Annotated in this window: 22 protein-coding genes; 12 read left to right on the top strand and 10 right to left on the bottom strand. The window is 38.7% G+C overall.

Translation table 11 applies throughout. From position 1 onward, the window contains the following. Nucleotides 1-28: 28 nt before the first annotated feature. Nucleotides 29-499: a DUF1573 domain-containing protein gene (locus tag AB657_RS08070; protein WP_047246024.1), complete on the top strand. Its 471-nt coding sequence runs from the start codon at nt 29-31 to the stop codon at nt 497-499. A 26-nt stretch (nt 500-525) separates the two neighbouring features. Beyond that, entirely contained in the window at nt 526-813 is a 288-nt protein-coding gene (gene yajC, locus AB657_RS08065; protein ID WP_047246023.1) for a preprotein translocase subunit YajC, read from the top strand. A 69-nt stretch (nt 814-882) separates the two neighbouring features. Here the strand turns inward: yajC and AB657_RS08060 are convergent, their stop codons facing one another. Beyond that, entirely contained in the window at nt 883-1,482 is a 600-nt protein-coding gene (locus AB657_RS08060) for a YdeI/OmpD-associated family protein (RefSeq protein ID WP_047246022.1), read from the bottom strand. A 4-nt stretch (nt 1,483-1,486) separates the two neighbouring features. Further along, nucleotides 1,487-2,713, bottom strand: coding sequence for a peptidase T (pepT, locus tag AB657_RS08055; RefSeq protein WP_047246021.1), 1,227 nt, complete (start codon nt 2,711-2,713; stop codon nt 1,487-1,489). Between the two features lie 70 nt (nt 2,714-2,783). Here pepT and AB657_RS08050 point away from each other — a divergent pair, with 70 nt between their 5' ends. Both AB657_RS08050 and AB657_RS08045 read left to right on the top strand, forming a co-directional pair. After that, nucleotides 2,784-3,233: a hypothetical protein gene (locus tag AB657_RS08050; RefSeq protein WP_047246020.1), complete on the top strand. Its 450-nt coding sequence runs from the start codon at nt 2,784-2,786 to the stop codon at nt 3,231-3,233. Between the two features lie 82 nt (nt 3,234-3,315). Next, nucleotides 3,316-4,353, top strand: coding sequence for a quinone-dependent dihydroorotate dehydrogenase (locus tag AB657_RS08045; RefSeq protein WP_047246019.1), 1,038 nt, complete (start codon nt 3,316-3,318; stop codon nt 4,351-4,353). 31 nt (nt 4,354-4,384) lie between these two features. Here AB657_RS08045 and AB657_RS08040 read toward each other — a convergent pair whose 3' ends face one another. Further along, nucleotides 4,385-4,810, bottom strand: coding sequence for a Dabb family protein (locus AB657_RS08040; protein ID WP_047246018.1), 426 nt, complete (start codon nt 4,808-4,810; stop codon nt 4,385-4,387). A gap of 72 nt (nt 4,811-4,882) precedes the next feature. Between AB657_RS08040 and AB657_RS08035 the strand changes: the two genes are divergently transcribed. After that, complete coding sequence (locus AB657_RS08035) at nt 4,883-5,515, top strand: LysE family translocator (protein ID WP_232304861.1); 633 nt, start codon at nt 4,883-4,885, stop codon at nt 5,513-5,515. A gap of 55 nt (nt 5,516-5,570) precedes the next feature. Then, nucleotides 5,571-6,440 (top strand): hydroxymethylglutaryl-CoA lyase, encoded by an 870-nt coding sequence (locus tag AB657_RS08030; RefSeq protein ID WP_047246017.1) that lies wholly within the window; start codon nt 5,571-5,573, stop codon nt 6,438-6,440. A 54-nt stretch (nt 6,441-6,494) separates the two neighbouring features. Here the strand turns inward: AB657_RS08030 and AB657_RS08025 are convergent, their stop codons facing one another. The 4 genes from AB657_RS08025 to AB657_RS08010 form a co-directional block, all read right to left on the bottom strand. Then, on the bottom strand, nt 6,495-8,693 hold the full coding sequence (locus tag AB657_RS08025; RefSeq protein WP_052958658.1) for a PepSY domain-containing protein: 2,199 nt from the start codon (nt 8,691-8,693) through the stop codon (nt 6,495-6,497). Nucleotides 8,694-8,701: 8 nt separating this feature from the next. Beyond that, nucleotides 8,702-9,193: a DUF2271 domain-containing protein gene (locus AB657_RS08020; protein WP_047247880.1), complete on the bottom strand. Its 492-nt coding sequence runs from the start codon at nt 9,191-9,193 to the stop codon at nt 8,702-8,704. A 77-nt stretch (nt 9,194-9,270) separates the two neighbouring features. Continuing rightward, nucleotides 9,271-10,767: an ankyrin repeat domain-containing protein gene (locus AB657_RS08015; RefSeq protein WP_047246016.1), complete on the bottom strand. Its 1,497-nt coding sequence runs from the start codon at nt 10,765-10,767 to the stop codon at nt 9,271-9,273. Nucleotides 10,768-10,771: 4 nt separating this feature from the next. Beyond that, a complete protein-coding gene (locus AB657_RS08010; RefSeq protein WP_047246015.1) occupies nt 10,772-11,677 on the bottom strand; it encodes a DUF6607 family protein in 906 nt (301 codons plus the stop codon). Nucleotides 11,678-11,778: 101 nt separating this feature from the next. Here AB657_RS08010 and AB657_RS08005 point away from each other — a divergent pair, with 101 nt between their 5' ends. From AB657_RS08005 to guaB, 4 genes are all read left to right on the top strand, one after another. Continuing rightward, entirely contained in the window at nt 11,779-13,875 is a 2,097-nt protein-coding gene (locus tag AB657_RS08005; protein WP_047246014.1) for a TonB-dependent receptor plug domain-containing protein, read from the top strand. Between the two features lie 5 nt (nt 13,876-13,880). Further along, nucleotides 13,881-14,756, top strand: coding sequence for an IPT/TIG domain-containing protein (locus tag AB657_RS08000; protein ID WP_084696401.1), 876 nt, complete (start codon nt 13,881-13,883; stop codon nt 14,754-14,756). A gap of 245 nt (nt 14,757-15,001) precedes the next feature. After that, nucleotides 15,002-15,250, top strand: coding sequence for a hypothetical protein (locus AB657_RS07995; RefSeq protein WP_047246013.1), 249 nt, complete (start codon nt 15,002-15,004; stop codon nt 15,248-15,250). Nucleotides 15,251-15,390: 140 nt separating this feature from the next. Then, nucleotides 15,391-16,863 (top strand): IMP dehydrogenase, encoded by a 1,473-nt coding sequence (gene guaB / locus AB657_RS07990; protein ID WP_047246012.1) that lies wholly within the window; start codon nt 15,391-15,393, stop codon nt 16,861-16,863. 18 nt (nt 16,864-16,881) lie between these two features. On the opposite strand, the gene AB657_RS07985 is transcribed toward guaB, so the two are convergent. The 3 genes from AB657_RS07985 to lysA form a co-directional block, all read right to left on the bottom strand. Continuing rightward, a complete protein-coding gene (locus tag AB657_RS07985; RefSeq protein WP_047246011.1) occupies nt 16,882-19,467 on the bottom strand; it encodes a M1 family metallopeptidase in 2,586 nt (861 codons plus the stop codon). Nucleotides 19,468-19,600: 133 nt separating this feature from the next. After that, entirely contained in the window at nt 19,601-20,116 is a 516-nt protein-coding gene (locus tag AB657_RS07980) for a thioredoxin family protein (protein ID WP_047246010.1), read from the bottom strand. A gap of 289 nt (nt 20,117-20,405) precedes the next feature. After that, the gene (lysA, locus tag AB657_RS07975) at nt 20,406-21,647 is read right to left on the bottom strand and encodes a diaminopimelate decarboxylase (RefSeq protein ID WP_047246009.1); all 1,242 of its coding nucleotides are present in this window, start codon (nt 21,645-21,647) and stop codon (nt 20,406-20,408) included. Nucleotides 21,648-21,797: 150 nt separating this feature from the next. Here lysA and AB657_RS07970 point away from each other — a divergent pair, with 150 nt between their 5' ends. Further along, a complete protein-coding gene (locus AB657_RS07970) occupies nt 21,798-22,436 on the top strand; it encodes an LON peptidase substrate-binding domain-containing protein (protein ID WP_047246008.1) in 639 nt (212 codons plus the stop codon). 141 nt (nt 22,437-22,577) lie between these two features. Next, complete coding sequence (gene sucC, locus AB657_RS07965) at nt 22,578-23,771, top strand: ADP-forming succinate--CoA ligase subunit beta (protein ID WP_047246007.1); 1,194 nt, start codon at nt 22,578-22,580, stop codon at nt 23,769-23,771. Nucleotides 23,772-24,057: the final 286 nt, after the last annotated feature.

The raw sequence follows: 24,057 nt of genomic DNA, 5'->3' as shown, positions 1-24,057 counted from the left end.
TTTTGTTCGAAATATAAAAAAATCAATAATGAAAAAAGTAGTTTTTGCCCTTAGTGCGGTAGCGTTATTTGCTTTTACTTCCTGTAAGGATAATGCATCAAGTAAAATTAAATCTGATAATGTTGCAGAGGCAGCAGCAAGAGATGAGGCGGCCAAAGCGTTACCGGTTATGTCTTTTGAGAAATCGGAACATGATTTTGGTACTATCGAACAAGGTACACCACAAGAAACCGCTTTTAAATTTACGAATACAGGTAATGCCCCATTGATCATAACAGATGCGAAAAGTAGCTGTGGTTGTACAGTGCCAAACCCTCCAAAAGATCCTATCGCACCGGGCGAATCCAGTGAGTTGATAGTTAAGTTTAACGGTTCTGGACAAAACCAGGTAACCAAAACCATAACTGTTACGGCAAATACCGAAAAAGGTTCTGAGGTTCTTAGGATCAAGGCTTTCGTAAACCCTAAAGGAGCAGCTCCACTTGGGCCTGTTAAATAAGTTTTTAATTAATATATATTTAGATAATGGGTGATATAGGACAGTTTCTTCCAATGATTTTGATATTTGTGGTCGCATATTTTTTTATGATCAGACCTCAAATGAAAAGACAAAAGGACGAGAAGAAATTTGCAGCAGAATTAAAACGTGGCGATCGTGTAATTACTAAAAGTGGTTTGCACGGAAAAGTAGTGGAATTGAACGACAAGGACTTTTCATGTGTCTTGGAGACTATGGCAGGTAAACTAAAGTTTGATAGATCGGCCATATCAATGGAGATGAGCAAGAAATTATCCGCTCCCGAGAAAAAATAGCTGAAATCTACACAGCGATTCAAAGCACCAATTGTACAATTGGTGCTTTTTTTATGAATAAGAATAAACTCATCTATACTTATCGTTTAATCCTTTGCCTTCCATAATCATAGGTAAGATTTTCGCAAGCCTCGAAGTTTTTGTTTTTTCTTGTTTGGCACTTGATATGTATTCGACATACTCTTTTTGTTTATATGGAGATAAGTTGCTGTATGCACTTTTTGCTTTGGGGTTGTGCATAAAGGCATTGCTTAAGAACAAAGGTATTTTTGGGTTGCTTGTACGTTCTTTTTTTAGGGGAGGCAGTTCTATTCCCCTTCGTTGGTTTTCTATGGCTTCGTTGATATAGATGTCAAGAATGGTTTTGTCTATCTCGTCTATTTTAGTAAACTTCCAGTGCCTCATGGCCTTGGTCTTGCCCTTTTGTGCGTTTTCCAGCACTTTATGTGAGTCATTTAAAAAGACACCGTTAAAGAACCAGATGCCAAAATGGTTTTTAAACTTACATATGGCCAATACATTTTTATTGTTCAGCGTGTAGGTAGGGAAACTCCATTTAAAGGTTTCTTCCAAATCTGTTTTTAATACGCGATCTCTTAAAAGGGAAATGGCTTTTTTAAAACGATGCTCTTCGTTGTAGTAGGCTTCGATTTTTTCCGATTTCTCCATGATGTTAGTTTTTGTCAGCTGTAAGTTCGCAAATTTTGACGATAACTTCAACGGCCTTCTCCATGCTTTCTACGGGTACATATTCGTACTTGCCATGAAAATTATGACCGCCAGCAAAAATATTTGGGCATGGTAGTCCCATAAAACTAAGCTGAGACCCATCGGTGCCTCCCCTTATGGGTTTTATAATGGGGGTGACACCTACCTGTTTCATGGCGCGTTCCGCTATCTCCACAATATGAAAAACGGGTTCTACCTTTTCTCTCATATTGTAATATTGGTCTTTGATTTCAATACTGATTGTATTGGCATGTGTTTTATTTAAAGTTCTAACGATGTTTTTTAAGGTGGTTTTACGTTCCTCGAACAATTGACGGTCGTGGTCGCGAACAATCAGTTCTATTTCAACATGCTCTATGGTGCCGGTAAAATGGTGTATATGAAAAAAACCTTGTCTGCCAGAGGTTCTTTCGGGTACTTCATCTTTTGGAAGTAGAGAAATAAGTTCGTTTCCTATCAATATGGCATTGATCATTTTGTTCTTGGCATAGCCAGGGTGTACACTTTTACCTGTAATCGTAATCTTGGCACTGGCGGCATTAAAATTTTCATACTCCAGTTCACCGATCTGGCTTCCGTCCAGGGTATAGGCCCAATCAGCACCAAATTTTTGAACATCAAAATTATGGGCTCCCCTTCCAATTTCCTCGTCGGGGGTAAACCCGATCTTAATAGGGCCATGTTTTATTTCCGGATGGTTTATAAGATATTCCATGGCCGAGATTATTTCGGCGATTCCGGCTTTATCATCGGCGCCCAGCAGAGTAGTACCATCCGTAGTGATAAGTGTTTTTCCTTTGTATTGTAGTAAATCTTCAAAATAGTCGGGAGAAAGTATAATGTTCTTTTCTTTGTTCAGTATAATATCTTTTCCGTCATATTCAGAAATAATCTGAGGATTTACATGCTTTCCCGAAAAATCAGGAGAAGTATCAAAATGGGAAATGAATCCAATTGTAGGCACGTCGTAATCAACGTTGCTAGGCAAAGTGGCCATTATGTAGGCGTTTTTATCTATATGTACATCTTGCAAGCCGATTTCGTTAAGTTCTGACACGAGTTGGTTGGCAAGGTCCCATTGCTTTTCGGTACTTGGGGTCGTATTCGACGAAGGATCGCTTTGGGTATCTATTTTTACATAACTGATAAAACGTTCAACGATGTCTTTCATATACTAGGTTTTAGGTCAAAAATAGGTTTTAAATTGTATTTTCGTATCTAAGAAAAGATTGAAAAACGATATGAATTTTTTTAAGAAACTCTTTTTTGGAGGGGCATTTATAATATTTTCAACGACACTAATGGCTCAAGAAGATTGTGTTTTGGGAGTTGGGTTTACGGATGACGCCATTCTTGTAGATGTTTTTCAGATGAATGAGATACAGCAACAACAGCTAGCCGATTTTAAGGGAGAACTAAAACATAGGAACAAAAATTTAAATGCCAAATTAGAGGATATTACTACGCGCCATCCACAAAGTACGGTAGAAGAGCTTACCGAATTGGCGGATAAATATAATGGGATCATGGATAGTATGCGCCAGGCGCAGGCTGTTATAGACAAGAAGGTTTTGGCAATTTTTAATCAAAAACAATATGATCTATACCTGTCTTTATGTAAAGAGGCGAACCGTACTCCTTATGTGGTAGCACCCAAGGTATATGGTGATAGTATCATAAAAAAACAATGATTGCTGTTCTTGCATATATTTTATTGAATACCCAAAAAGTTTATCCTGCTCAGTTCGTATTTTTGCCACAAACCAAACTCGCATGTACAAATCCATAATTCGTCCAATTTTCTTTTTGCTTGATCCCGAAAAAGTTCATCATATCAGTTTTTCTTTGATCAAGATGTTGTCTAAAATTGGGGTTTTGGGCTTGCTTAAGCCGATTTTTGTGGTACAAGACCAACGATTGGAACGTGAGGTATTCGGAATCAAGTTTAAAAATCCGGTTGGTTTGGCGGCAGGTTTTGATAAGAACGCCGTGCTCTATAACGAATTGTCGAATTTTGGTTTTGGTTTTGTCGAAATAGGAACCCTAACACCAAAGCCCCAAGACGGGAACCCCAAAAAAAGACTGTTTCGGCTTAAAGCCGATAAAGCTATTATAAATCGCATGGGCTTTAACAATGAAGGGGTTGCCAATGCAGTGGCACGATTAAAAAAGGAACATAAAGTTCTGATCGGAGGTAATATCGGCAAGAATAAAGTTACGCCCAACAACGAGGCGGTACAGGATTATCTGATCTGTTTTGATGCTTTGTACGATTATGTAGATTATTTTGTGGTAAACGTGAGTTCTCCCAATACCCCTGGGCTACGCGAGTTGCAGGATAAGGAGCCGTTAACGGCTTTATTGATGAGGTTAGAAGAGGAAAATAACAAATTGTCCGCTGAAAAAGGAGAAAAACGGAAACCTATTCTTTTAAAGATAGCCCCTGATTTAACCAATGATCAATTATTGGACATTATCGATATTGTAGAAGATACAAAGATAGATGGCGTAATAGCCACAAATACGACGATTGAACGTACAGGTTTAACATCTGACCCAACATTGCTTAAAGAAGCTGGTGGACTCAGTGGAAAGCCTTTAAAGGATAGGAGTACCGAGGTCATAAAATTTTTGGCGGAGAAAAGTAAGAAGGCATTCCCCATTATTGGGGTAGGAGGTATCCATTCTCCCGAAGATGCCTTGGAAAAAATAGATGCCGGGGCAGATTTGATCCAGATTTGGACCGGCTTTATTTATGAAGGGCCGGGCCTGGTAAAAAAAATAAACCAAGCTATTTTAGACCGCGGCTAATGGTTGCCTATTTTAATGCAGGGCTTGTAGCTCAATGTTTGGTCCAATAATCTATAACCAGAACATCGTCTAAATGAGGGCCAAGTACATCGCCAAAAGCTTTATGGTCGGGGTGTGGTAAGTAAACTGCCCGATCTTCCTCGCTTTTAAAGGTTAGAAAAAAACTGTGGGTAAAACCTTTGTCCAAGTCTTCAGGGCTATTGTTGGTACCCCATTCGTATCCCGCAATTTGTGGAATTTTAGAAGGTAATGCAGAGAAGGCTTCTTCTACTTTCTTAATATCGGATGGTGAGGTGCCTTCTTTGAACTTGAATAAAACAACGTGTCTTAATACACTGTCATTATATTGGACCATATTGTTTTCTGCCATTTTTTCGGTGGTGTATTTTTCGTATGTCTTAAAGCTGATTAAAGTAAATGCCAGCAAAGCAAAAGCTGCTATAAATTTGTATTTCATAGGTTTATATTTTTCACAAGATAAGTAAAATACAATTAGCTTATTATTCGTAATTTTCTGTGGTCTTTAAGAATGGGAAACACATTGGATTATTCTGTATTAATTGCTTTTTCTTTAGCTACGGCCACACTGGCCATAGCGCCAGGACCGGACAATATTTATGTATTGGTACAGAGTATTTCCAATGGTAAAAAATACGGATTGGCCACCGTGGCCGGTTTAATGAGCGGATGCTTGGTACATACCTCTTTATTGGCCTTTGGGGTTTCTGCCCTGATTAGAAATACCCCATCCTTGTTTTTAGGGATCAAAGTATTCGGGGCCGTTTACCTGCTCTATTTGGCATACCAGGTTTTTAAGAGCGATGGGGATATATATTTTGACAATGCGGAGAAAACAGATAAAAAGTTGATTACCCTCTATCGCCAAGGGTTTGTCATGAATGTTCTAAACCCGAAGGTCACTATTTTTTTTCTTGCATTTTTTCCAGGATTTTTATTCTCCAAAGAATTGGATAATGTTGTTCAATTTTATGTGTTGGGCCTGCTTTTCATTTTAGTTTCGTCTTTTGTATTCGGAGCCATAGCCATACTTTCGGGAAGTATAGGTACCTTTTTAAGGCAACACCAAAAAACAGGTCATTATCTCAAATGGTTACAGATAATAGTTTTTGTTTGCTTAGCGTTGTACCTAATACTAGGTTAGTAGTAATGTTGTTGATTTTGTTCTCTTGTAAAAGCTAGTTTGTATTTTTACATATATGTCCAACACAAAAGTAAAATTAATAGAATGTCCGAGAGATGCCATGCAGGGCATTAAGCATCTTATTCCTACAGAGGATAAGGTAAGGTATATTCAGTCGTTGCTAGGCTGTGGCTTTGACACCATAGATTTTGGTAGTTTCGTGTCTCCCAAGGCCATACCACAAATGGTGGACACGGCAAAGGTATTGTCGTTGTTGGATCTATCAAGGACAAAAAGTAAGCTATTGGCCATTATTGCCAATGTGCGTGGGGCACAAGATGCTGCGGAGCATCCAGAAATAGATTATTTGGGTTTTCCATTTTCGATTTCAGAGAATTTTCAAATGCGTAATACCCATAAAACTATAGAGCAGTCTGTACAAACCCTTCAAGAAATCTTTAATATTGCCGATAAGGCAAACAAGGAGGTGGTCACCTATATATCTATGGGCTTTGGAAACCCGTACGGCGACCCTTGGAATGTGGAGATAGTAGGGGAATGGACAGAAAAATTAGCTACGATGGGGGCTAGAATATTATCCCTGTCCGATACTGTAGGAACGTCCGATGCCGAAACTATCAATTACCTTTTTACCAATCTGATACCCAAATACCCACATATCGAGTTTGGTGCACATTTACATACCACACCCACCAAGTGGCACGAAAAGGTAGATGCAGCCTACAAGGCGGGATGTAGAAGATTTGATGGCGCGGTTCAAGGCTTCGGGGGGTGCCCCATGGCTAAAGATGAGCTGACGGGTAATATGCCCACAGAAAAAATGCTTTCATATCTAACGGAACAAAAAGCCGATACAGGGGTTAATTGGATGGTTTTTGAAGCTGCTTATAACAAAGCCACTGAGCTGTTCTCAAAATACCACTGATTTTATATGATGTAGGGTCGTACAGTCTGGTTGGTTTATCGGGTTGTTTTATTGTTAGTAACAATCTAATTTTAACTGCCCATTTTCTTCATATTCGATCAACGATTTCTCTAAGGAGGTTTGTGTGCTGTTTTCAATAATGTCAAGAACGGCATTTTGCATTTGTAAAGCTCCACAGATCATAACATGTCCGCCTGCAGTAAAAGTGTCCAGAACTAAGTTTAGGTTTTCCTTGATTAGGTCTTGCACATAATCATTTGAATTTTCTCTGGAATAGGCAACATGTAATTGGGTTAATTTATTTGATTTAAGGGCATTGTCCAGCTCATCTTTATATATTTCAACCGATTTTTTGTTTCTGACCCCTAAAAAAAGATGAACGGGAATATGTTTTTTGTTTTCGTGTAACATACCAAGAAACGGGGCCAATCCCGTTCCATTGGCTATCAGTATTACCAAAGGTGATTTTTTAGGGAAATGAAATTTCTTGTTCCGATGTATGTATATCGGAATCGTAGTGTTTATTTTCAATTGGTTCAAGTAATTGGAGCAGACCCCCAAATCATGTCTTTTTATACTTAAGAGAATATCATCTTTGATTCTTGCGATGGAATAGGATCGCTCTATCCGATCTTTTTCGGGTATGATACCCGCTAGATCACCAGATTTAAAAGATAATTTTTTTTCTGGTCGTAATTTTAATAGAAAGGTATTGTCCCCGTTAGGATTTGTTTTTGCTATTACCTTAAAAAAAGAAGGTTTCGAGGCCTTGTTCTTGACGACCGTATTTTTCAATTTGATCGGCACTCCGGTTTTTGCAGACCATTTTTCGGTCCAATCATGAAAATCGGTAGCATTTTGATTGTTTATTTTGTATACTGGGAGCGTCTCTTCAAAACCATCTTTTTTTCTTAGTAAATTGTCTATTTCAATGGCAAAGGCACAATAATTAGGGTATTGTTTAGAGCCAAAACCCACTACCGTATATTTTAGGTTGTGCAGGGGGTCGATGGTTTCAAATTTAGATTTGAATTTTCTGGCATTGCTCGTAGACTCACCATTGCCGTAGGTAGCTGCTAAAATAATCAGATGTTCCGCTTTGTCATAAGTAGTGTATTCGTTCATATGTGACATATAAACTGTTTTTCCACTATTTATAAGGGCTTCCTTTAATTGTTTGGCAAAGTTGAACGTAGAGCCGGTTTCTGAAGCCACCAGAATAATATGCGTAGATTCATCTTTATCGGTTGCGGCAGTATCTATTTTGGTGTTATTTACTCTTTTTCTCCACATTATCAATCCCGAATAGATAAAAAAGAGGATAGAGATGCTCACTGTCAATAGTGCTATGGACCATATGATAGATCCTCGCCCTGTATGTAAAACCAAGCTCCACTGCTTGGCCAAAAAACTAAAAGGGTAATGTACTTCGCTTAGTATTTCACCTGTATATTGATGAACGTATAGTTCTTTGTCTTTAAGTGAAATTTCAAAATAGTCCTCAGGGTCTTCGGAAAAAGGAAAGTTTACCAAACGGACTTCATGCAGGTTTAGCTGCTTTAGCAAGGCAAGATCGGCAGGTTTTTTGTCCAGGTCTATCTTGGTTTCTGATATCGATATTTGATGTTTAAGTCGGTTTAATGGTAGTAGATTAAATTTTTCTGCAGAGAGATAGACGCCGGTTACCGATACAATTATAATCGGAATTAAGGTCCATCTGCCCAAAATAACATGGTAGTACATTTCAAAGTACTCTTTCTGTACTTTCGAAAATAAACGTAATAAGCCTCCTTGTCTTTTTATGATCAATAAGAGTCCGGTAATGGCTATAAAGCATAATAAAAGAGAGGCAATGCCAACAAAGGCTCGCCCTAAACCCTTTAAGAACAAAGAACGGTGTAAGGTTCTTGTAAAGGAAAAAATGGCGGATTCGGGTTTTGGGCTGCCCAGGTTGTCTCCTGTTAAGGGGTCTATGTAGATGGTCTCGTTATTTCCCTTGTTCGTTACTACGGAAGCAAGTACAAAATCATTTTCATCGACCTCTATGCTAAGAACTTCATCGTAGGTACTGTTCAACGCATCAATGGTTTGAGCCAATGAGATTTTTTTAATATCATGCCCACCATAGGGCAGTACGGCTTTTTGTATCGGTTCAAATGATAAGATAAACCCAGTGACCGATGCTAAAATTAAAAAAAGTGATGAAATTAAGGCCAAAAGTAAATGGCTGTACCTCCAAATAGATAGGGTCATAAACCTTTTTATTGCGGAATCATACGTATGTATCTAATAAAACCTTTACCTTCTATTTTTGAATTTAGATTGTCTTGGGTAAGGTCGAACTCTACATCATCTTTGTAATATTCTTGGTCCTCTACGGCAGACTCGAACCTAATTTTATAGCCCGAATCAATTTTATCTTCAGGTATGCGGAGAATTGTCATTTTACGTTGTCCTCCGGTAACCGTTTCCCCTGTAATGGCATCGATGTCGGGTCTTTTTTTGCCGTAGTACTTTTTCCACCATTCTTCAAGGTCGCGGTACCATTCATTGTCGTCACCTTGTACATAAAGTGTTTCTATATAGTCATTGTTTTTATCTAAAATAGATACTACTATATATGCACCTTCTCCAGTATAATTGGTCAGCTGTATCATACATTTATAGTTGATGTTTTTAGGTGGGATGGTAAAAGCTCCTAAAACAAAAATTAAACCTATGGCTACAATTAAATTTTTTATATGTGTTTTCATGTTTTTTCCGCTGTTGGCAGATACCAACAATTTTCTATAATTGATAATGTATGTGTCTTAGAACTAAATTTTTGGGGCTACTTTAGAAATGTTAAACCTATTCCATGTTTTTTTAATTGCTCGTTTTCATTCGCCAAATCATAGACACTTTCTTCAAAATCTGTTTTTATGTTTTTATCCGCTCCTATTTTAATAAGGTATCGTAAGATATCATCATTTTTAGAGGTCATGGCGGCTATATGTAAGACAGTATTGCCATCGTTGTTTTTTTTGTTGATGTCAATGTCGAATTCTTCTAGGCGTTTTAGTAGCTCAAGGTTGTTTTCTTTGGCGGCCAAATGCAGTAACGTATTTCCGTTGTTTTGGGTCTTGGTTAAGTCCAAGCCATGTTTTTGTAACAAGTTAAGTTTGCTTTCGAAAATTTCTGGATTCTTGGCATTATAATTTCCAAGAAGATAAAATGCTAGGTTATTTCCCTTCTTGTCGGTCGTATTGATATCCGCTCCTTTTTCCAGTAAGAAATCGATAACTTCCACCTTGTTTTTGTCAACGGCCATAGCCAGGGCAGAGCGTCCGTTCTTGTCATGGGCGTTAATATCCTCAACATAGTTGAACAAATATTTTACAACCTCTAAGTCGTTGGTTCTTGCGGCGTTCATAAATGGCGTTGTCCCGGATGCATCCTGTTTTTTTACATCGACACCGTTTTCAATAAAAAACCTGTAGGTGTCAATATCTTTGTTGCGACCAGAGATATAATGAAGAGGGGTTTTACCTTCCTTATCCGCAATATTTACAGGTATACCCAGTTCTTTTAGGTATTTATACACTTCCAAAGTGTTTTGGGTACGCCTTGTGCCTTGGCTGGCAAGAAGCATGGCATTGCTTCCTTTTTTGTCGATAGTGTTATAAGGAAGACCTTTTTCTACCAATTTCTTTAACACCGGAATGTTTCCGCCTTTGACCGCATAGTTGAAAATACCGTTTTCATATATGTCTATACTATTTATGCTAAGCCCTTTTTCTACAAAATAATCTATGATTTCAAAGTCTTTCGCGAAAGAAGCGGCCAATAAAAGGGCATTGGCCCCATCATGATTTTTTTCGGTTTTTAGGTCAGCACCATTGGCCAATAGAAAATCATACATTTCAGTGTTTAATTGACCTGTTACGGCAGCAAAATTTGCAACGGAATAACCATGGCTATCTTCAATATTTACCTTGGCCCCCTTTTGTACCAAGTATTTTAATATTTCCAAATTGCTGGTGTTAGCAGCCCAAAAGGCATAGGTTCGACCGTCATGGGTCAATTTATCCACGTTGTTTCCATCTTTGCCCAACAAATATTTAATGGTACCGTTGTCCGTTTTTGCCAATAGGGCAAAACATACGGGGTCGAACATAGAACTTGTTAGCTCGGCAGGGTCATTGCCTGCGGCAATATCTTTTTCGATTTGTTCTATTGACGGGTTTGTTTTCCAATAATTTCTATTCAAGAATTTATTCTCTTGGGCCGATGCTAGGGTCGTTATGAATAAAAGAAACGCGACAGTGTTTTTGATCTTAGTTCTCATATTTTTATTGTGTTACAAACGAATCTATAATGGACTCTATCTTTTTATCGGTAGTTACTTCATCATCAAATAGGTACTTGTACAACAGTTTGTTATTTACCTTTTCTTTTAGTGTCAAATCTGTGTTCTTGGCATAAACCTTATTCCACTTAGCGCGTACCTTGGCCCATTTGTCTTGGTTTTCTTTCCACCAATCAGAAGCGGCCTGGCAGCGTTCGTCAGAAACTCTTACATAGGTGTTGTATCCTTTCTCTTTTGCCAAGATGACATCTTCTTTACCGTCCTCTCTTATGATTTTGTCGTTGTCTTGGTCGTGAACCCAGCCGTTATCGGTAATTTCATGACGGTTTCCCCTCATGGTAAGGTTGTAGTCGCCACGGGTTGTATACTCTCTTCTTGGTAATGGGGCCGGGGTAGTGTTTTCCCAGAAACTTTTACCGTCTACATGTACCCATGTAGCCGAGCCTTCATAACGTGGGCTGTCGTCAACCTGATATACTTTTTGTGTCCATTGCCCTTTTACTTGAGAAGAATCTTCCTTTTTATAGGTCCATTCGTTGTCGGCATTATATAGGTAAAAATCAGTGTTCTCGTACAACCAATCTTGTCTCCAATGTTTTACGATCATAGGCTTAGATGGGTTTCCGACTTGCAGTAAGTGCTGTATTGATATTTTATCGTCTTCATCGGTTACCAATTGGGCCCATTCCAAGCCCTTGTCAATTTTTGTTTTTGACGGGCGGTATAAAGAATCGTTGCTATAATTGAATGTTTCCGCAAAATTGAAGGTTACTTCAAAACAACCGCACATGCTCTTAATGGCGTCTTGGTCTTTTTGTTTTTTGTTCTCGGCATTTTGTGCGAATGCGGTGATACCGGTAAACAATACGAGGTATAGTAGTCTTTTCATTATATGTTACTCTTTAAGTATTAGAAATTCGAAAGCAAAAATATAAATTTAATTTAGATTGAATTAAAATAAGAAACTATATTTGCTCAAAATTATTAGGAATGAATCTAAATAAGGTTGTTTTATCCTTTCTTTTTGTATGTGCTACGGTTGGTTTTGCACAGAAACCCGAAACCAATAAGGATTCGGTATTTGTACAAAATCTAGATGAGGTTATTGTCACGGCGACCCGAACCATTAGGCAAATGTCTTCTTTGCCATTGCCCGTCACCTTAATAAATAAAAAACAACTACAACAGACCGGCGTAACTCGTTTGGATCAAATACTAAGAGAGCAGACTGGAGTAATTTTAACTCCCGATGCCACTACGGGAGGTGGTGAAGGGGTGCAAATGCAAGGCATTGCCTCAGATTATATTTTGGTACTGATAGATGGTGTACCGGTGGTTGGGCGTAGCTCCGGTAATTTGGACCTGAGCAGATTCGCTATTGGCAACGTTAAGCAAATTGAGGTGGTAAGAGGGCCTTCTTCCAGTCTTTTTGGATCGGAAGCTTTGGGTGGGGTCATCAATATCATAACGGAAAAACCGACAAAAGAGATTTTTTCGGGGGAAGTGTCGCACCGTACCGCAACGTTTAACAATCAGAATACCAATATTAGTTTAAGCCAGCGAGCTAAAAATTTTGGCTATTCAATATTTGTAGATAGGTTAAGTACCGATGGTTATGATTTAACGCCAGATGAAGAAGGGCAGACCGTAGACCCGTTCTTTAATTATACTTTTAATGGGCGGGTGTATTATGATCTAGATGATAAATGGAAGTTTTTTGCCTCTGGCCGTTACTTCTTTCAAGAATTTGATGTGGCATCCGGGGCCAGTGAAGAAAAGGATGCCAATGCACAGTTAAAAATAGACCATAAGGTTTCCGATAAAAGCAACTTTCAATATGAGTTGTACTATACCAATTATATCACCGATGAAAATTCTATTGATGTCGATAGTGGAGAATTGCTATTGGAAAATGATTTTAATCAAAAGCTGTTAAGACCCGAAATACGTTATAATCTGACATTTAAAGAAAATAAGACCTTAACTATTGGCGGAGGGTATAATTTTGAAGTACTTACGCGTTCTTTATTTTCTGACAAGGTTACTTTTGACTCCCAATATTTATATGCCCAGTACGATTTTAAGCCCTTGGAAACCTTGAACGTAATTGTGGGCGCCCGGTTCGACCATCATAGTGAATATAATTCGCAGTTAAGTCCAAAAATTTCGGCAAAGTATGACATCACTCCATCTTTTGCCATTAAGGGATCGGTAGGTAGTGGTTTTAAGGCACCCGATTTTAGGCAATTGTACCTTGATTTTACCAATGCTGTCGGTGGAGGTTATTCCGTTTTTGGCAAAGAAGTAGAGGAGGAAGGTATTCAACGACTGCAAGATAATGGTGAAATAGCCAACTTACAGGTGTCCCCAGATGAGTTGGGAGAACGCTTGGATGCCGAAAGTTCTATCGGTTACAATCTCGGATTTGTTTACAAGAAGGGGAAATTAAGTTCTGAGTTGAATTTTTTTAGAAATGATTTCAAGAACCTTATAGACACAAGAATACTGGCCTCCAAAACAAACGGTCAGAATGTTTTCGGATATATAAACCGTGAAAGTGTTTATACCCAAGGTTTGGAAGTGGATATAAAATATATGCCTTTTCCAAATTTTGACCTTTCCGCTGGCTATCAATTGTTGTATGCGTACGATAAGGATAAAGAAGCGGACATCGAGAATGGAGATGTATATGCAAGAGATCCAGAAACGTTACAAACGGTGAGTTTGTCCAAGTCCGATTATTTTGGGTTGGAAAACAGATCGCGTCACACGATTAATTTCAAGATTTTCAAAGAAATTCCGGCATGGAATGCAAATGCCAATTTAAGGGTCGTCTACAGGAGCAAGTTTGGTATGGCAGATCGTAACGGTAATGATATATTGGACACTTTCGATAATTCTTTTGTCGATGGCTATGCCTTGGTAAACCTCACTTTTGCCAAAACTTTCTATCGCAATTTTCAGCTGCAAGTTGGAGCTACGAATCTTTTCGATTATAAGGGGTCAAACCCATTGGCCGCTAGCGGTACAGAAGTTTTAATTAACCCTGGAAGACAATTATTCACAAAACTTAATATTAAATTTTAAATACCATGAAAACCACATTAAAGTTATTTAGCTTACTATTTATTTTTACGGCATTCGTTAGCTGTTCCGATGACGATGGCGATTCGGCTTCGGAGTTCGTTATTACAGAGGTTTCACCAACTTCGGCAACTGTAGGGGCGGAAATCGTTATTACTGGGACAGATTTCCCTACCGATACTTCCGACATTTCCTTGACTTTTAATGGTGTTGAGGCAACTATTGTTTCCGCTACCAGTACCCAAATAGTGGCCACAATACCTTCCGGAGCTACCACCGGAGAATTGGTGTTGGTTGCTAATGGCTATACAAAATCGTATCCTACGGATTTTACGGTTTTATCCGATTTGATCTCGGAGACGGTAAGCAATCTAGAAGCACCTCAAACGGGAGGACAAGGAGAAGCTGTTGGAGGGCCTTTTACAAAATTCAGTTTCGAATCGGGAGCTGTAACCGATAGCGACACCGATTGGGATATTGCCTTTAGAGGAACTACTATTGCCGTAAATGGAGGCACTGCTACCGGTACCGAAGATGAGCCCGTTCGTAATGGGGATGCAGGGGTTTCTATAGAAAGCGGTGTTTTCTCTGATATCACAAGTGCTGAGGGTCTTACTTTCGCTCAAGATTCGGAAGGGGCTTTTGCCATCGCCACAGGGAGCGATAATGGCTGGTATAATTACAATTCCGCAACCTATACCATTACGCCTATACCCGGAAAAATATTAGTGTTCCGTACGCATGACGGTAAGTATGCAAAAGTGGAAATTATAAGCTATTATAGAGATGCACCAGCGGAACCGGATCCTTTTACGGACGAATCTAGGGTATATACATTCAACTATACCTATAATCCGAATGAAGGAGATACCGCTTTAGAATAAGTTCTTTTAGGTGGTTATAATTTGATAAAAATCCGGCTACGTAATAAGTAGCCGGATTTTTTTTGAGCATGGTACTATATGGCGAGTCTTTATGATAGATAGTGTTGGAGTCCCTCCCCTGCGAACTGTTCCCATGTAATTTTGTTTTAAATCAATCTAAATACAAACAATTGTTTTTCAGTTATTTATATTGTTTCTATCTGTTTTTTCTTTTAAGTTTAAGATGAATCAAAAAACAAAATGCTATGTCGATAAGATTGGGGAATAGTTGCGTTAACTGCGAAAATTTAATAGAAGGAAACATATGTAAGGTCCATGCTGTTAAAGTGGGCAATAGTTACACGTGCGATAGTTTTGAAATGAAAGCTACCTTGAAAGATAAAGAAAACTGTGTGAGTTGTATACGTTATGAGACCAGTGATTGTGCCAACCCGCAAAAAGCGGCCCCAGGTATGTATTGTAGTCATTGGGCTCCACAAAATGCTTCGGCTTAGGTAAAAAGTGGCATAATATAAAGAGGCTAAAATTGGTGCGTACTCTTTTTGAGAACTCTTAATATAACGCTATGTGCTTTTCTATGTCTTAAAACCAATTAAAAACATTATATTTGCACGCAATTAAATCCTTAATTGCTATGCAAGCCCACCAAAACAAAATACTAGGAGAAGGTCTAACTTACGATGACGTACTCTTGGTTCCGGCGTACTCCGAAGTACTACCTAGAGAAGTTAATATTCAATCGAAATTTACTAGAAACATTACCATTAATGTTCCTATCATTTCTGCGGCGATGGATACCGTAACCGAATCGCGTATGGCCATTGCCATGGCTCAAGAAGGTGGTATCGGTGTGTTGCATAAGAACATGACCATAGAGCAACAGGCCTTAAAGGTTCGTAAGGTGAAGAGAGCCGAGAGCGGAATGATCCTGGATCCCGTTACCATGCCATTGAACTCTAAGGTAAAGGATGCTAAAGCTAATATGAAAGAGCATAGCATAGGGGGTATACCAATTGTTGATGATGAAGGTAAGCTTATTGGTATCGTCACCAACAGAGATCTACGATTCGAGAAAAATAATAATAGACCGATTGCGGAGGTGATGACCTCTGAAAATTTGGTCACCGCAGGTGAGGGCACTTCGCTCTCAGAGGCTGAGGATATATTGCAGGAACATAAAATAGAAAAACTTCCGGTTGTAAATGCCGACAATAAATTAGTCGGACTTATTACCTTTAGGGATATCACCAAATTGACGCAGAAACCAATTGCCAATAAAGATCAGTATGGTCGTTTGCGTGTAGCAGCCGCCATAGGGGTGACCGGTGATGCTGTGGATAGGGCAGAGGCCTTGGTCAATGCCGGTGTTGATGCCGTAGTTATAGATACCGCCCATGGTCATACCAAAGGAGTGGTTTCGGTATTAAAAGAGGTAAAGCGTAAGTTTCCGGAGCTAGAGGTAATAGTGGGTAATATTGCAACTGGTGATGCTGCCAAATATTTGGTTGAGGCCGGAGCAGATGCCGTTAAAGTTGGTATTGGCCCTGGATCTATATGTACGACTAGGGTAGTGGCAGGTGTTGGTTTTCCACAATTTTCTGCAGTATTGGAGGTTTCGGCAGCGATAAAAGGATCTGGTGTACCTGTAATTGCTGACGGAGGTATTAGATATACCGGTGATATTCCAAAAGCGATCGCGGCCGGAGCAGATACCGTAATGTTAGGTTCCTTGTTGGCAGGTACCAAAGAGTCTCCAGGGGAAACCATTATTTATGAAGGTAGAAAATTTAAAAGCTACCGTGGAATGGGCTCTGTAGAAGCTATGAAACAAGGTAGTAAAGATCGTTATTTTCAAGATGTTGAAGACGATATTAAAAAACTGGTCCCCGAGGGTATCGTTGGCCGTGTACCGTACAAAGGTGACCTATTCGAAAGTATCCACCAGTTTGTAGGAGGTTTACGTGCAGGTATGGGCTATTGTGGCGCCAAGGATATAAATACCCTGAAAGAGACCGGACGCTTTGTTAAAATAACGGCCAGCGGAATCAACGAAAGTCATCCGCACGACGTTACCATTACCAAAGAATCTCCTAACTACAGTAGGTAATATTTACAGGTTAAGGTTTTAGTTACTGGATCTATCGATGTTCTTGTGCAGTGTTTGTACACGGCGCAAATCATCGGCGGCCTGCCATACCTTATTTTTTAAGGACGGATTAAGGTTTGGGTTTTCCGAAAGATAGTTCAATAGAATTTCGTAGGCATCGGCAGAGGTGTAATTACCAATGGTGCTGCTTAACCATCTTTTTGGAAAGAAAATGTCTCCGGTTTTTTGAATCTCATCCAATAGGTCTAAACTGGATCTTAGGTATTTTATAGCGTCTTTTTGATGTAAAGGGTGGTTTATATTGTTCATGGCCGTTGCGGCCCAAGCTTCCTTAGCCCTATTTTTTTCCTCTTTTAACGAGGCTATAAAATCATCTTTTATTTGCTCGTTCGCAGATAAAGAGGGTAGTAGGTAATCGAACCTTTTCAATTTATCGGGATTTTTAATGGCTTCCTTGGCGGTACTGAGAATTTCTTGTTGTTTTGGATGTCCATATAGAGCAAGATCCATGGCCATTTGTGTAAAGTCATCTTGATTTAACCGTAGGTCGGGTATTTCAATATCCTTATTCCATACTTTATATAAAAGCGTTCTGGAATCACCCTCGTAGGCCAATGATTTAAAGGTAGAGAATAAGGTCTTTTTTATGTTTGGGGAAATATCTTTCCGTTGCAGTTCGGTCCACAATTTTTTGCTCACCGTTTCTTGTTGCTGTAAACGGTCTTCGGGTGACAGGTATTTCCAAAAGATGGATTGCAGGTAACCGGAAACAAGATTGGACAAAAGCTCGTTTTTTTCTTGATATAGGTTTTCTGCATAAAAATCCAAAATCGTTACAGGCTCTATAGTGCCATTGAGAGTATTTTCATAAGCATTAATATATAAAGAACCTCTTGTAACCTCGTCTTCCAAATAGTGTGTGTTGTTAAGTGTAGTGGGGCGTAACGGAAAAACTCCATACCCCATTCCGTTAGAATTATATATGATAGCCGTCGGTTTCGGTTTTCCAATGGCTTCAGTGAGTTCTATGGTGCCATTTTTCATAGCAACGTTAAATACTTCTTTTTTGTCTTTATAAATAAAGGTGAGGTCAAAGGTTTGGGGCCAAATATGGTCTGTGCCGTCCTCTGCCGTTTGCTTTATTTTAAAAGAGGCGATTTCTCCTTTTTGATTATAGGTGATACTGTCGGTAAAAATAGGCCTACCGGAACTGTTGACCCAAACTTGGCTCCATTCCAAAAGGTTCTCGGGAGTGTTTTTGTCCAGAATTTGAACCAAGTCGTTCCATACGGCATTTCCATTTTGATAAGTGTCTATATATTCTTGAATCCCTTTTTTAAAATTTTCTTTTCCTAAAACCATCTCTAACTGGCGCATCATTATAGGGGCTTTGTTGTAAATGATACTACCGTAAAGCGATCCTGCGTTGTTGAGGTTTTCAAGGTTTTGTCTAATTGGGTTGGTGCCTTTTGTTCTGTCCTCCCCGTACGCCCTTGGGTAATGGCTTACCATAAAGGCAAGTTCATGGTTAATTTCAGGAAATGCCGGATTCACTATTTTATCGGCCATAAAATTGGCAAAGACCTCTTTCATCCATACATCATTGAACCAATCCATGGTCACCAGGTCACCAAACCACATATGTGATGTTTCGTGGGCAATGAGTTTTGCTCTTCCCAATTTTCTGTTCGTAGTAGCACTCTCGTCCAAGAAAAGGGAACCTTCTTTGTACTGGATGGCCCCTACATGTTCCATACCTCCATATTGGAAGCCGGGAATGGTAGCAAAATCCAATTTTTGAAAAGGAAAAGCATGGGCCGTATATTTTTCTAAAAATGATTTTGATCGCTCATGCAGCTCAAATATGGCGTTGGTGCTATAGACTACCTTACTGGAATCGGTTTCTCTGTATAGCATGTTCATGGGAAAATTACCGATGTTCTTTTCTGCGGTGTTGAAAACACCTGCTACAAATGAGAACAAGTAGGTGCTCATTTTGACCGAAGGGGCAAATTGATGTGTTATATAACCATTTTTTTCTTGTTGGTTCGTTTCTGGGGCTGCACATAGCACTTGCCAATCTTTAGGGGCAGTGATGTTTAATACGTATGTAGCCTTTATATTGGGTTGATCAAAACAAGGAAAAAGTGTCCGGGCCCTATCGGGTACCAATAGGGTGTAAAGGAAATCGTCATTTCTGTTTAACGACAGTTCACCTGCCAAGAAATCTATTTCAATGGTATTGGCACCTTTTTTTAAATAGGTCGGGGAAATCTGTATATGCTCATTTTCATGTACCATGTTGATTTCTTCGTCATTGGCGACTATCTTTTTAAGATGGTTGGATTCTTCTTTAAAATCTAGATATAACGGAGCGTTTAGCTCGTTTATGGTGAGCTCCAATCTTAATTTAGATGGTATTGGGTCATTTTTTGAGTCCGGAATGTTAAAACTTAGGCTGTAGGTAACATCGGAGACTTGCCTTTTTCTTAACTCCGCAAGTTCTAACGGAACTCCATCCGCTATTTTGAGGGTATTGGAAGGCTTGTCGTTACAGGCACAAAGTAAAAATATAGCTAAAAAGAAAAAGTAATAGGGTCGCATAATTGTTTGTGTTCGATCATATATCAAACACGAAAATTAGGGAAATACTTAAGCGAATACAAGGGTATTATATTTATTTTGATGAAGGGGGGTAAAAAAAACGCCCCACTTATAGTGGGGCGTTTTTAAAGAATTATTTTCCTTGACCGGAATATGTTTTCCAATCTTTTTCTTTGTAGATATTATCTCCGAAATATCTGGCTATGTTTAAGAAAGGTTCTGGTTTTTGATATCCTGGAACAGGAGAGAGCATATTCATTTCCTCATCTAAAAAGATGGTGGTAGGGTAACTTAACCTGCCCTGCATAAGAGCAGCGGCCAATTCATGATAGCCTTTTCTGCCGGATGGAACAAACTTATAGGTTTTTCCTTTAAACTCAATAGGATCTTGACCTTCACCGTCCAATTTTACCATATAGTAATTCTCTGACATGTAAGCGGCCACTTCAGGATTTTGAAAGGTGTCTTTGTCCATTTTCTTGCACCAACCGCACCAATCTGTATATACGTCTATAAAGACTTTTTTAGGATTCTTGTCGGTCGCTGTAAGTTCTACGGCCTCTTCCCAGGTAAGCCAATTTACCTCTTGGGCTTTGCCCTGAAAAAATAAAAGACCAAAGACAAGAACAAGAATATATTTAGGGTTCATAGTAAAAGTAGTTTTAAAGCATTTGTTAGGGTTAGTCTCATAACTATATCAAAACTAACGATTTTTTTCTCTCTTTATTTTTAAAGTATGGTTGGTTTTACCTGTTTTAAGTGGATAAACCGGTTGAAAATAAGGTGGGTGAGGGCGAAAATGTCCTTTTTTATCTAAAAAGGTATTGCCTAAAAATATAGTTTTTGGGGTTATATCGGGGCGGATGAAGAAAACGATCGAGATCCTAAATGATTAGGAGCGGTATGTAGCCTATATAAAAGACCAAAGGTCGCGATTGTTATTCAACCACGACCTTTTTGTTTTTTGGTGCAAATAGCTCTTTGTGATCTACTTGGTTTCTGATCAGATCATCAAAGGTTTCTCTTTCCCTTATAAGGATAGCCTTCTCTTGATGCCAAAGAACTTCTGGTGGCCTAAACCTAGAATTGTAGTTGCTGGCCATGGTAAAACAATAGGCACCTGCATTTTTAAAACATAAAATATCTCCCTCCTTAATTTCGTTGATTCTTCTGTTGCTGGCAAAGGTATCCGTTTCGCAGATATATCCAACTACAGAGTAATAGCGCTCGCGACCATTTGGATTGGAAATGTTTTCGATGGTATGTGAAGCCCCGTATAGCATGGGTCTTATTAAATGGTTGAAACCAGAATCGATACTGGCAAAGACGGTAGAGGTGGTTTGTTTGACCACGTTAACCTTAGCCAAGAAAAAACCGGCCTCACTGACCAAAAATTTACCAGGTTCAAAGGCCAAGGTCAGATCTTTACCGTATTCCTTGCAGAACTCGTTGAAACGAGAACCTAGTTTTTTTCCCAGCTCTTCTACGTTGGTTTCTATATCACCTTCTTTGTACGGAACTTTAAAACCACTTCCAAAATCTATAAAATCCAGATTCTTGAAATTTTTAGCGGTTTCAAAAAGAATTTCAGAGGCATATAGAAAAACATCGATATCTAAAATATCGCTACCGGTATGCATGTGAATACCGTTGATGTTCATTTTGGTCAACTCTACAATACGTAGCAAATGTGGTATTTGATGTATACTGATGCCAAATTTAGAATCGATATGCCCTACTGATATGTTAGAATTTCCCCCGGCCATAACATGCGGATTTATACGTATGCAAACAGGTATGTTCGGGTGCTTGCTTCCAAATTGTTCCAGTATGGATAAGTTGTCTATATTGATTCTGACACCAAGTTTTGCCGCTTCTTCTATCTCTTCCAAAGAAACGCCGTTCGGAGTAAAAATGATACTCTCTGGTTTAAAGCCAGCCAATAACCCCAGTTGTACTTCTTGTATAGAAACGGTATCCAGACCACTTCCCAAACTGTTCATTAGTTTAAGTATGGTAATGTTGGACAATGCTTTTGCGGCATAATTAAGTTTTAACTTCTTAACTGAACCAAAAGCCTTTGTTAATCTATTAAATTGCGAGATAATTTTTTCCGAGTCGTATACATATACGGGATCTCCGTATTTCTTTGCGATTTTTAGTAAATCCGAGGTGTTCATTATAATAGCTTTTGCGCAAAGCTAGTGCTATGTGTGGTTCTGAACAAAAAAAATAACTTAAAAATAAATAATACAACAAAATGTGATAAATATAACAAATGATAAAATAAATACTTTGTTCTGTTCAATGAGGTTTGTATTTTTAAAACTATGAAATTACCGTTGTTTCCATTAAGGTCTATTTTTTTTCCAGGTGAAACCGTGCCCTTGCACGTTTTTGAGCCTAGGTACAAGCAATTGATCAACGATTGCCGATCAGAGGCCATTACATTTGGTATTCCCGTATTTATAGACAATAAGTTGGAATATGGGACGGAGGTACAACTGGTAGAGGTCGTGAATACGTATAAAGGAGGGGAGATGGATGTTTTATGTGTGGCCAGACAGGTATTTAAGATGGTCTCTTTTGAAAATCAGATGGAAGGTAAACTATATGCTGGAGGTACGGTGGCGCTTTTGGATTACGATTATATTTCTGAGCCTAGTTTTAAAATGGCGGTGATAAATAAAATACAAGAACTCTATGAGGTTATGGAAATTGCTTCCCCGGGTATTGAATTTGAAAAGTATAACAGTTATGTACTGGCCCATAAAATAGGGCTTTCGTTTAGGCAAGAATATGAATTGTTGCAAATGCCCAAAGAAATGGACAGGTTAACATATATCTATAATCATTTGTTGGCTACCATTAAAATATTGACCCAGGTAGAAAGAACCAAAAAACGCATAGAGTTGAACGGACATTTCAAGAATTTTGACCCTTTGGACTTTAATAATTTGGAAATTTAATCACGTAAACCATAGACCAATGTTTGTTTTTTATGGGATTATTTGATAATCTCTAAGTTGTTTGATCAATTATTCATTGATAATTTTCTATTATTACCATGTCTTTCCTATTTTTGCCATCAAATAAAACTACCATAACATATGAACCTTCACGAGTATCAAGGAAAAGAGATATTAGCAAGCTTTGGCGTTCGCATTCAAAGAGGAATTGTAGCACATAATGCAAAAGAAGCAGTTGAGGCTGCTAAAGAACTGACAGCAGAAACAGGTACTGGATGGCATGTAATAAAAGCACAGGTACATGCTGGTGGTCGTGGAAAAGGAGGCGGTGTAAAGCTAGCAAAGAATTTAAAGGAAGTTGAAGAGATTGCAGGTCAGATCATAGGTATGAACTTGGTAACACCACAGACTTCTGCGGAAGGTAAAAAAGTACACCAAGTATTGGTTGCCGAAGATGTGTATTATCCCGGGGATAGTGAGACCAGCGAATTTTACATGTCCGTTCTATTGAACAGGGCTACCGGAAGAAATATGATCATGTATTCTACCGAAGGCGGTATGGATATAGAGGAAGTTGCAGAAAAGACGCCGCATTTGATCTTTACGGAAGAAATTGACCCTGCTACGGGTCTACTAGGTTTTCAGGCAAGAAAAATAGCTTTTAACCTAGGTCTTTCGGGAACCGCTTTCAAAGAGATGACAAAATTCGTTTCTGCATTATATAAAGCATATGTTCAGAGCGATTCTAGTATGTTCGAAATAAATCCGGTATTAAAAACATCGGATGACAAGATTATGGCCGTAGATGCCAAAGTATCCATAGATGACAATGCTTTGTACAGAAGAAAGCAATATGCAGAAATGCGTGACCTTCGTGAGGAGAACCCAATTGAAGTGGAAGCTCGTGCGGTAGGTCTAAATTATGTAGACTTGGATGGTAACGTTGGTTGTATGGTCAACGGTGCCGGTTTGGCAATGGCCACTATGGATTTAATTAAGATGGCCGGTGGAGAGCCTGCTAACTTCTTGGATGTTGGTGGTACTGCAGATGCCAAAAGGGTAGAGGAAGCTTTTAGGATTATTTTGAAAGACCCAGCAGTAAAAGCAATTCTAATCAATATTTTTGGAGGAATCGTACGATGCGATCGTGTGGCGCAAGGGGTTGTAGATGCCTATAAGAATATGGGAGACAGTATCAAAGTTCCTATTATTGTTCGTTTACAAGGTACAAATGCCGAAATGGCAAAAGAAATTATAGATAACTCTGGTTTAGCGGTACATTCGGCCGTTCAATTCCAAGAAGCAGCTGATAAAGTAAAAGAAGTGTTGATGTAATTTTATAAGCATCATATATAATATCTAAAAAGGCAATGTTTTATTAACATTGCCTTTTTTGTATTTATTTGAACAAAATGTGATTTTTCGTATTTTTAATACAACACTTTCTATTTACTGTTTCATTCTTTTTACTATTTTTTCACTATTTAACAGATAATATTCTTCTCTCTTTTTTATATGTTTTTTCTGTTGTTTAATGTAAAGGTTAACCATTTAAAATAACGGTTAAACATAACATTGTACGTTTTATAGATCACTTTTCATTCTAACTTTGACCTGTCGA

The organism is Maribacter thermophilus (assembly GCF_001020565.1).
GTDB lineage: Bacteria > Bacteroidota > Bacteroidia > Flavobacteriales > Flavobacteriaceae > Maribacter > Maribacter thermophilus.
The sequence above is the reverse complement of the archived record's forward strand: the minus strand, read 5'-3'. Positions and strand labels throughout refer to the sequence as shown.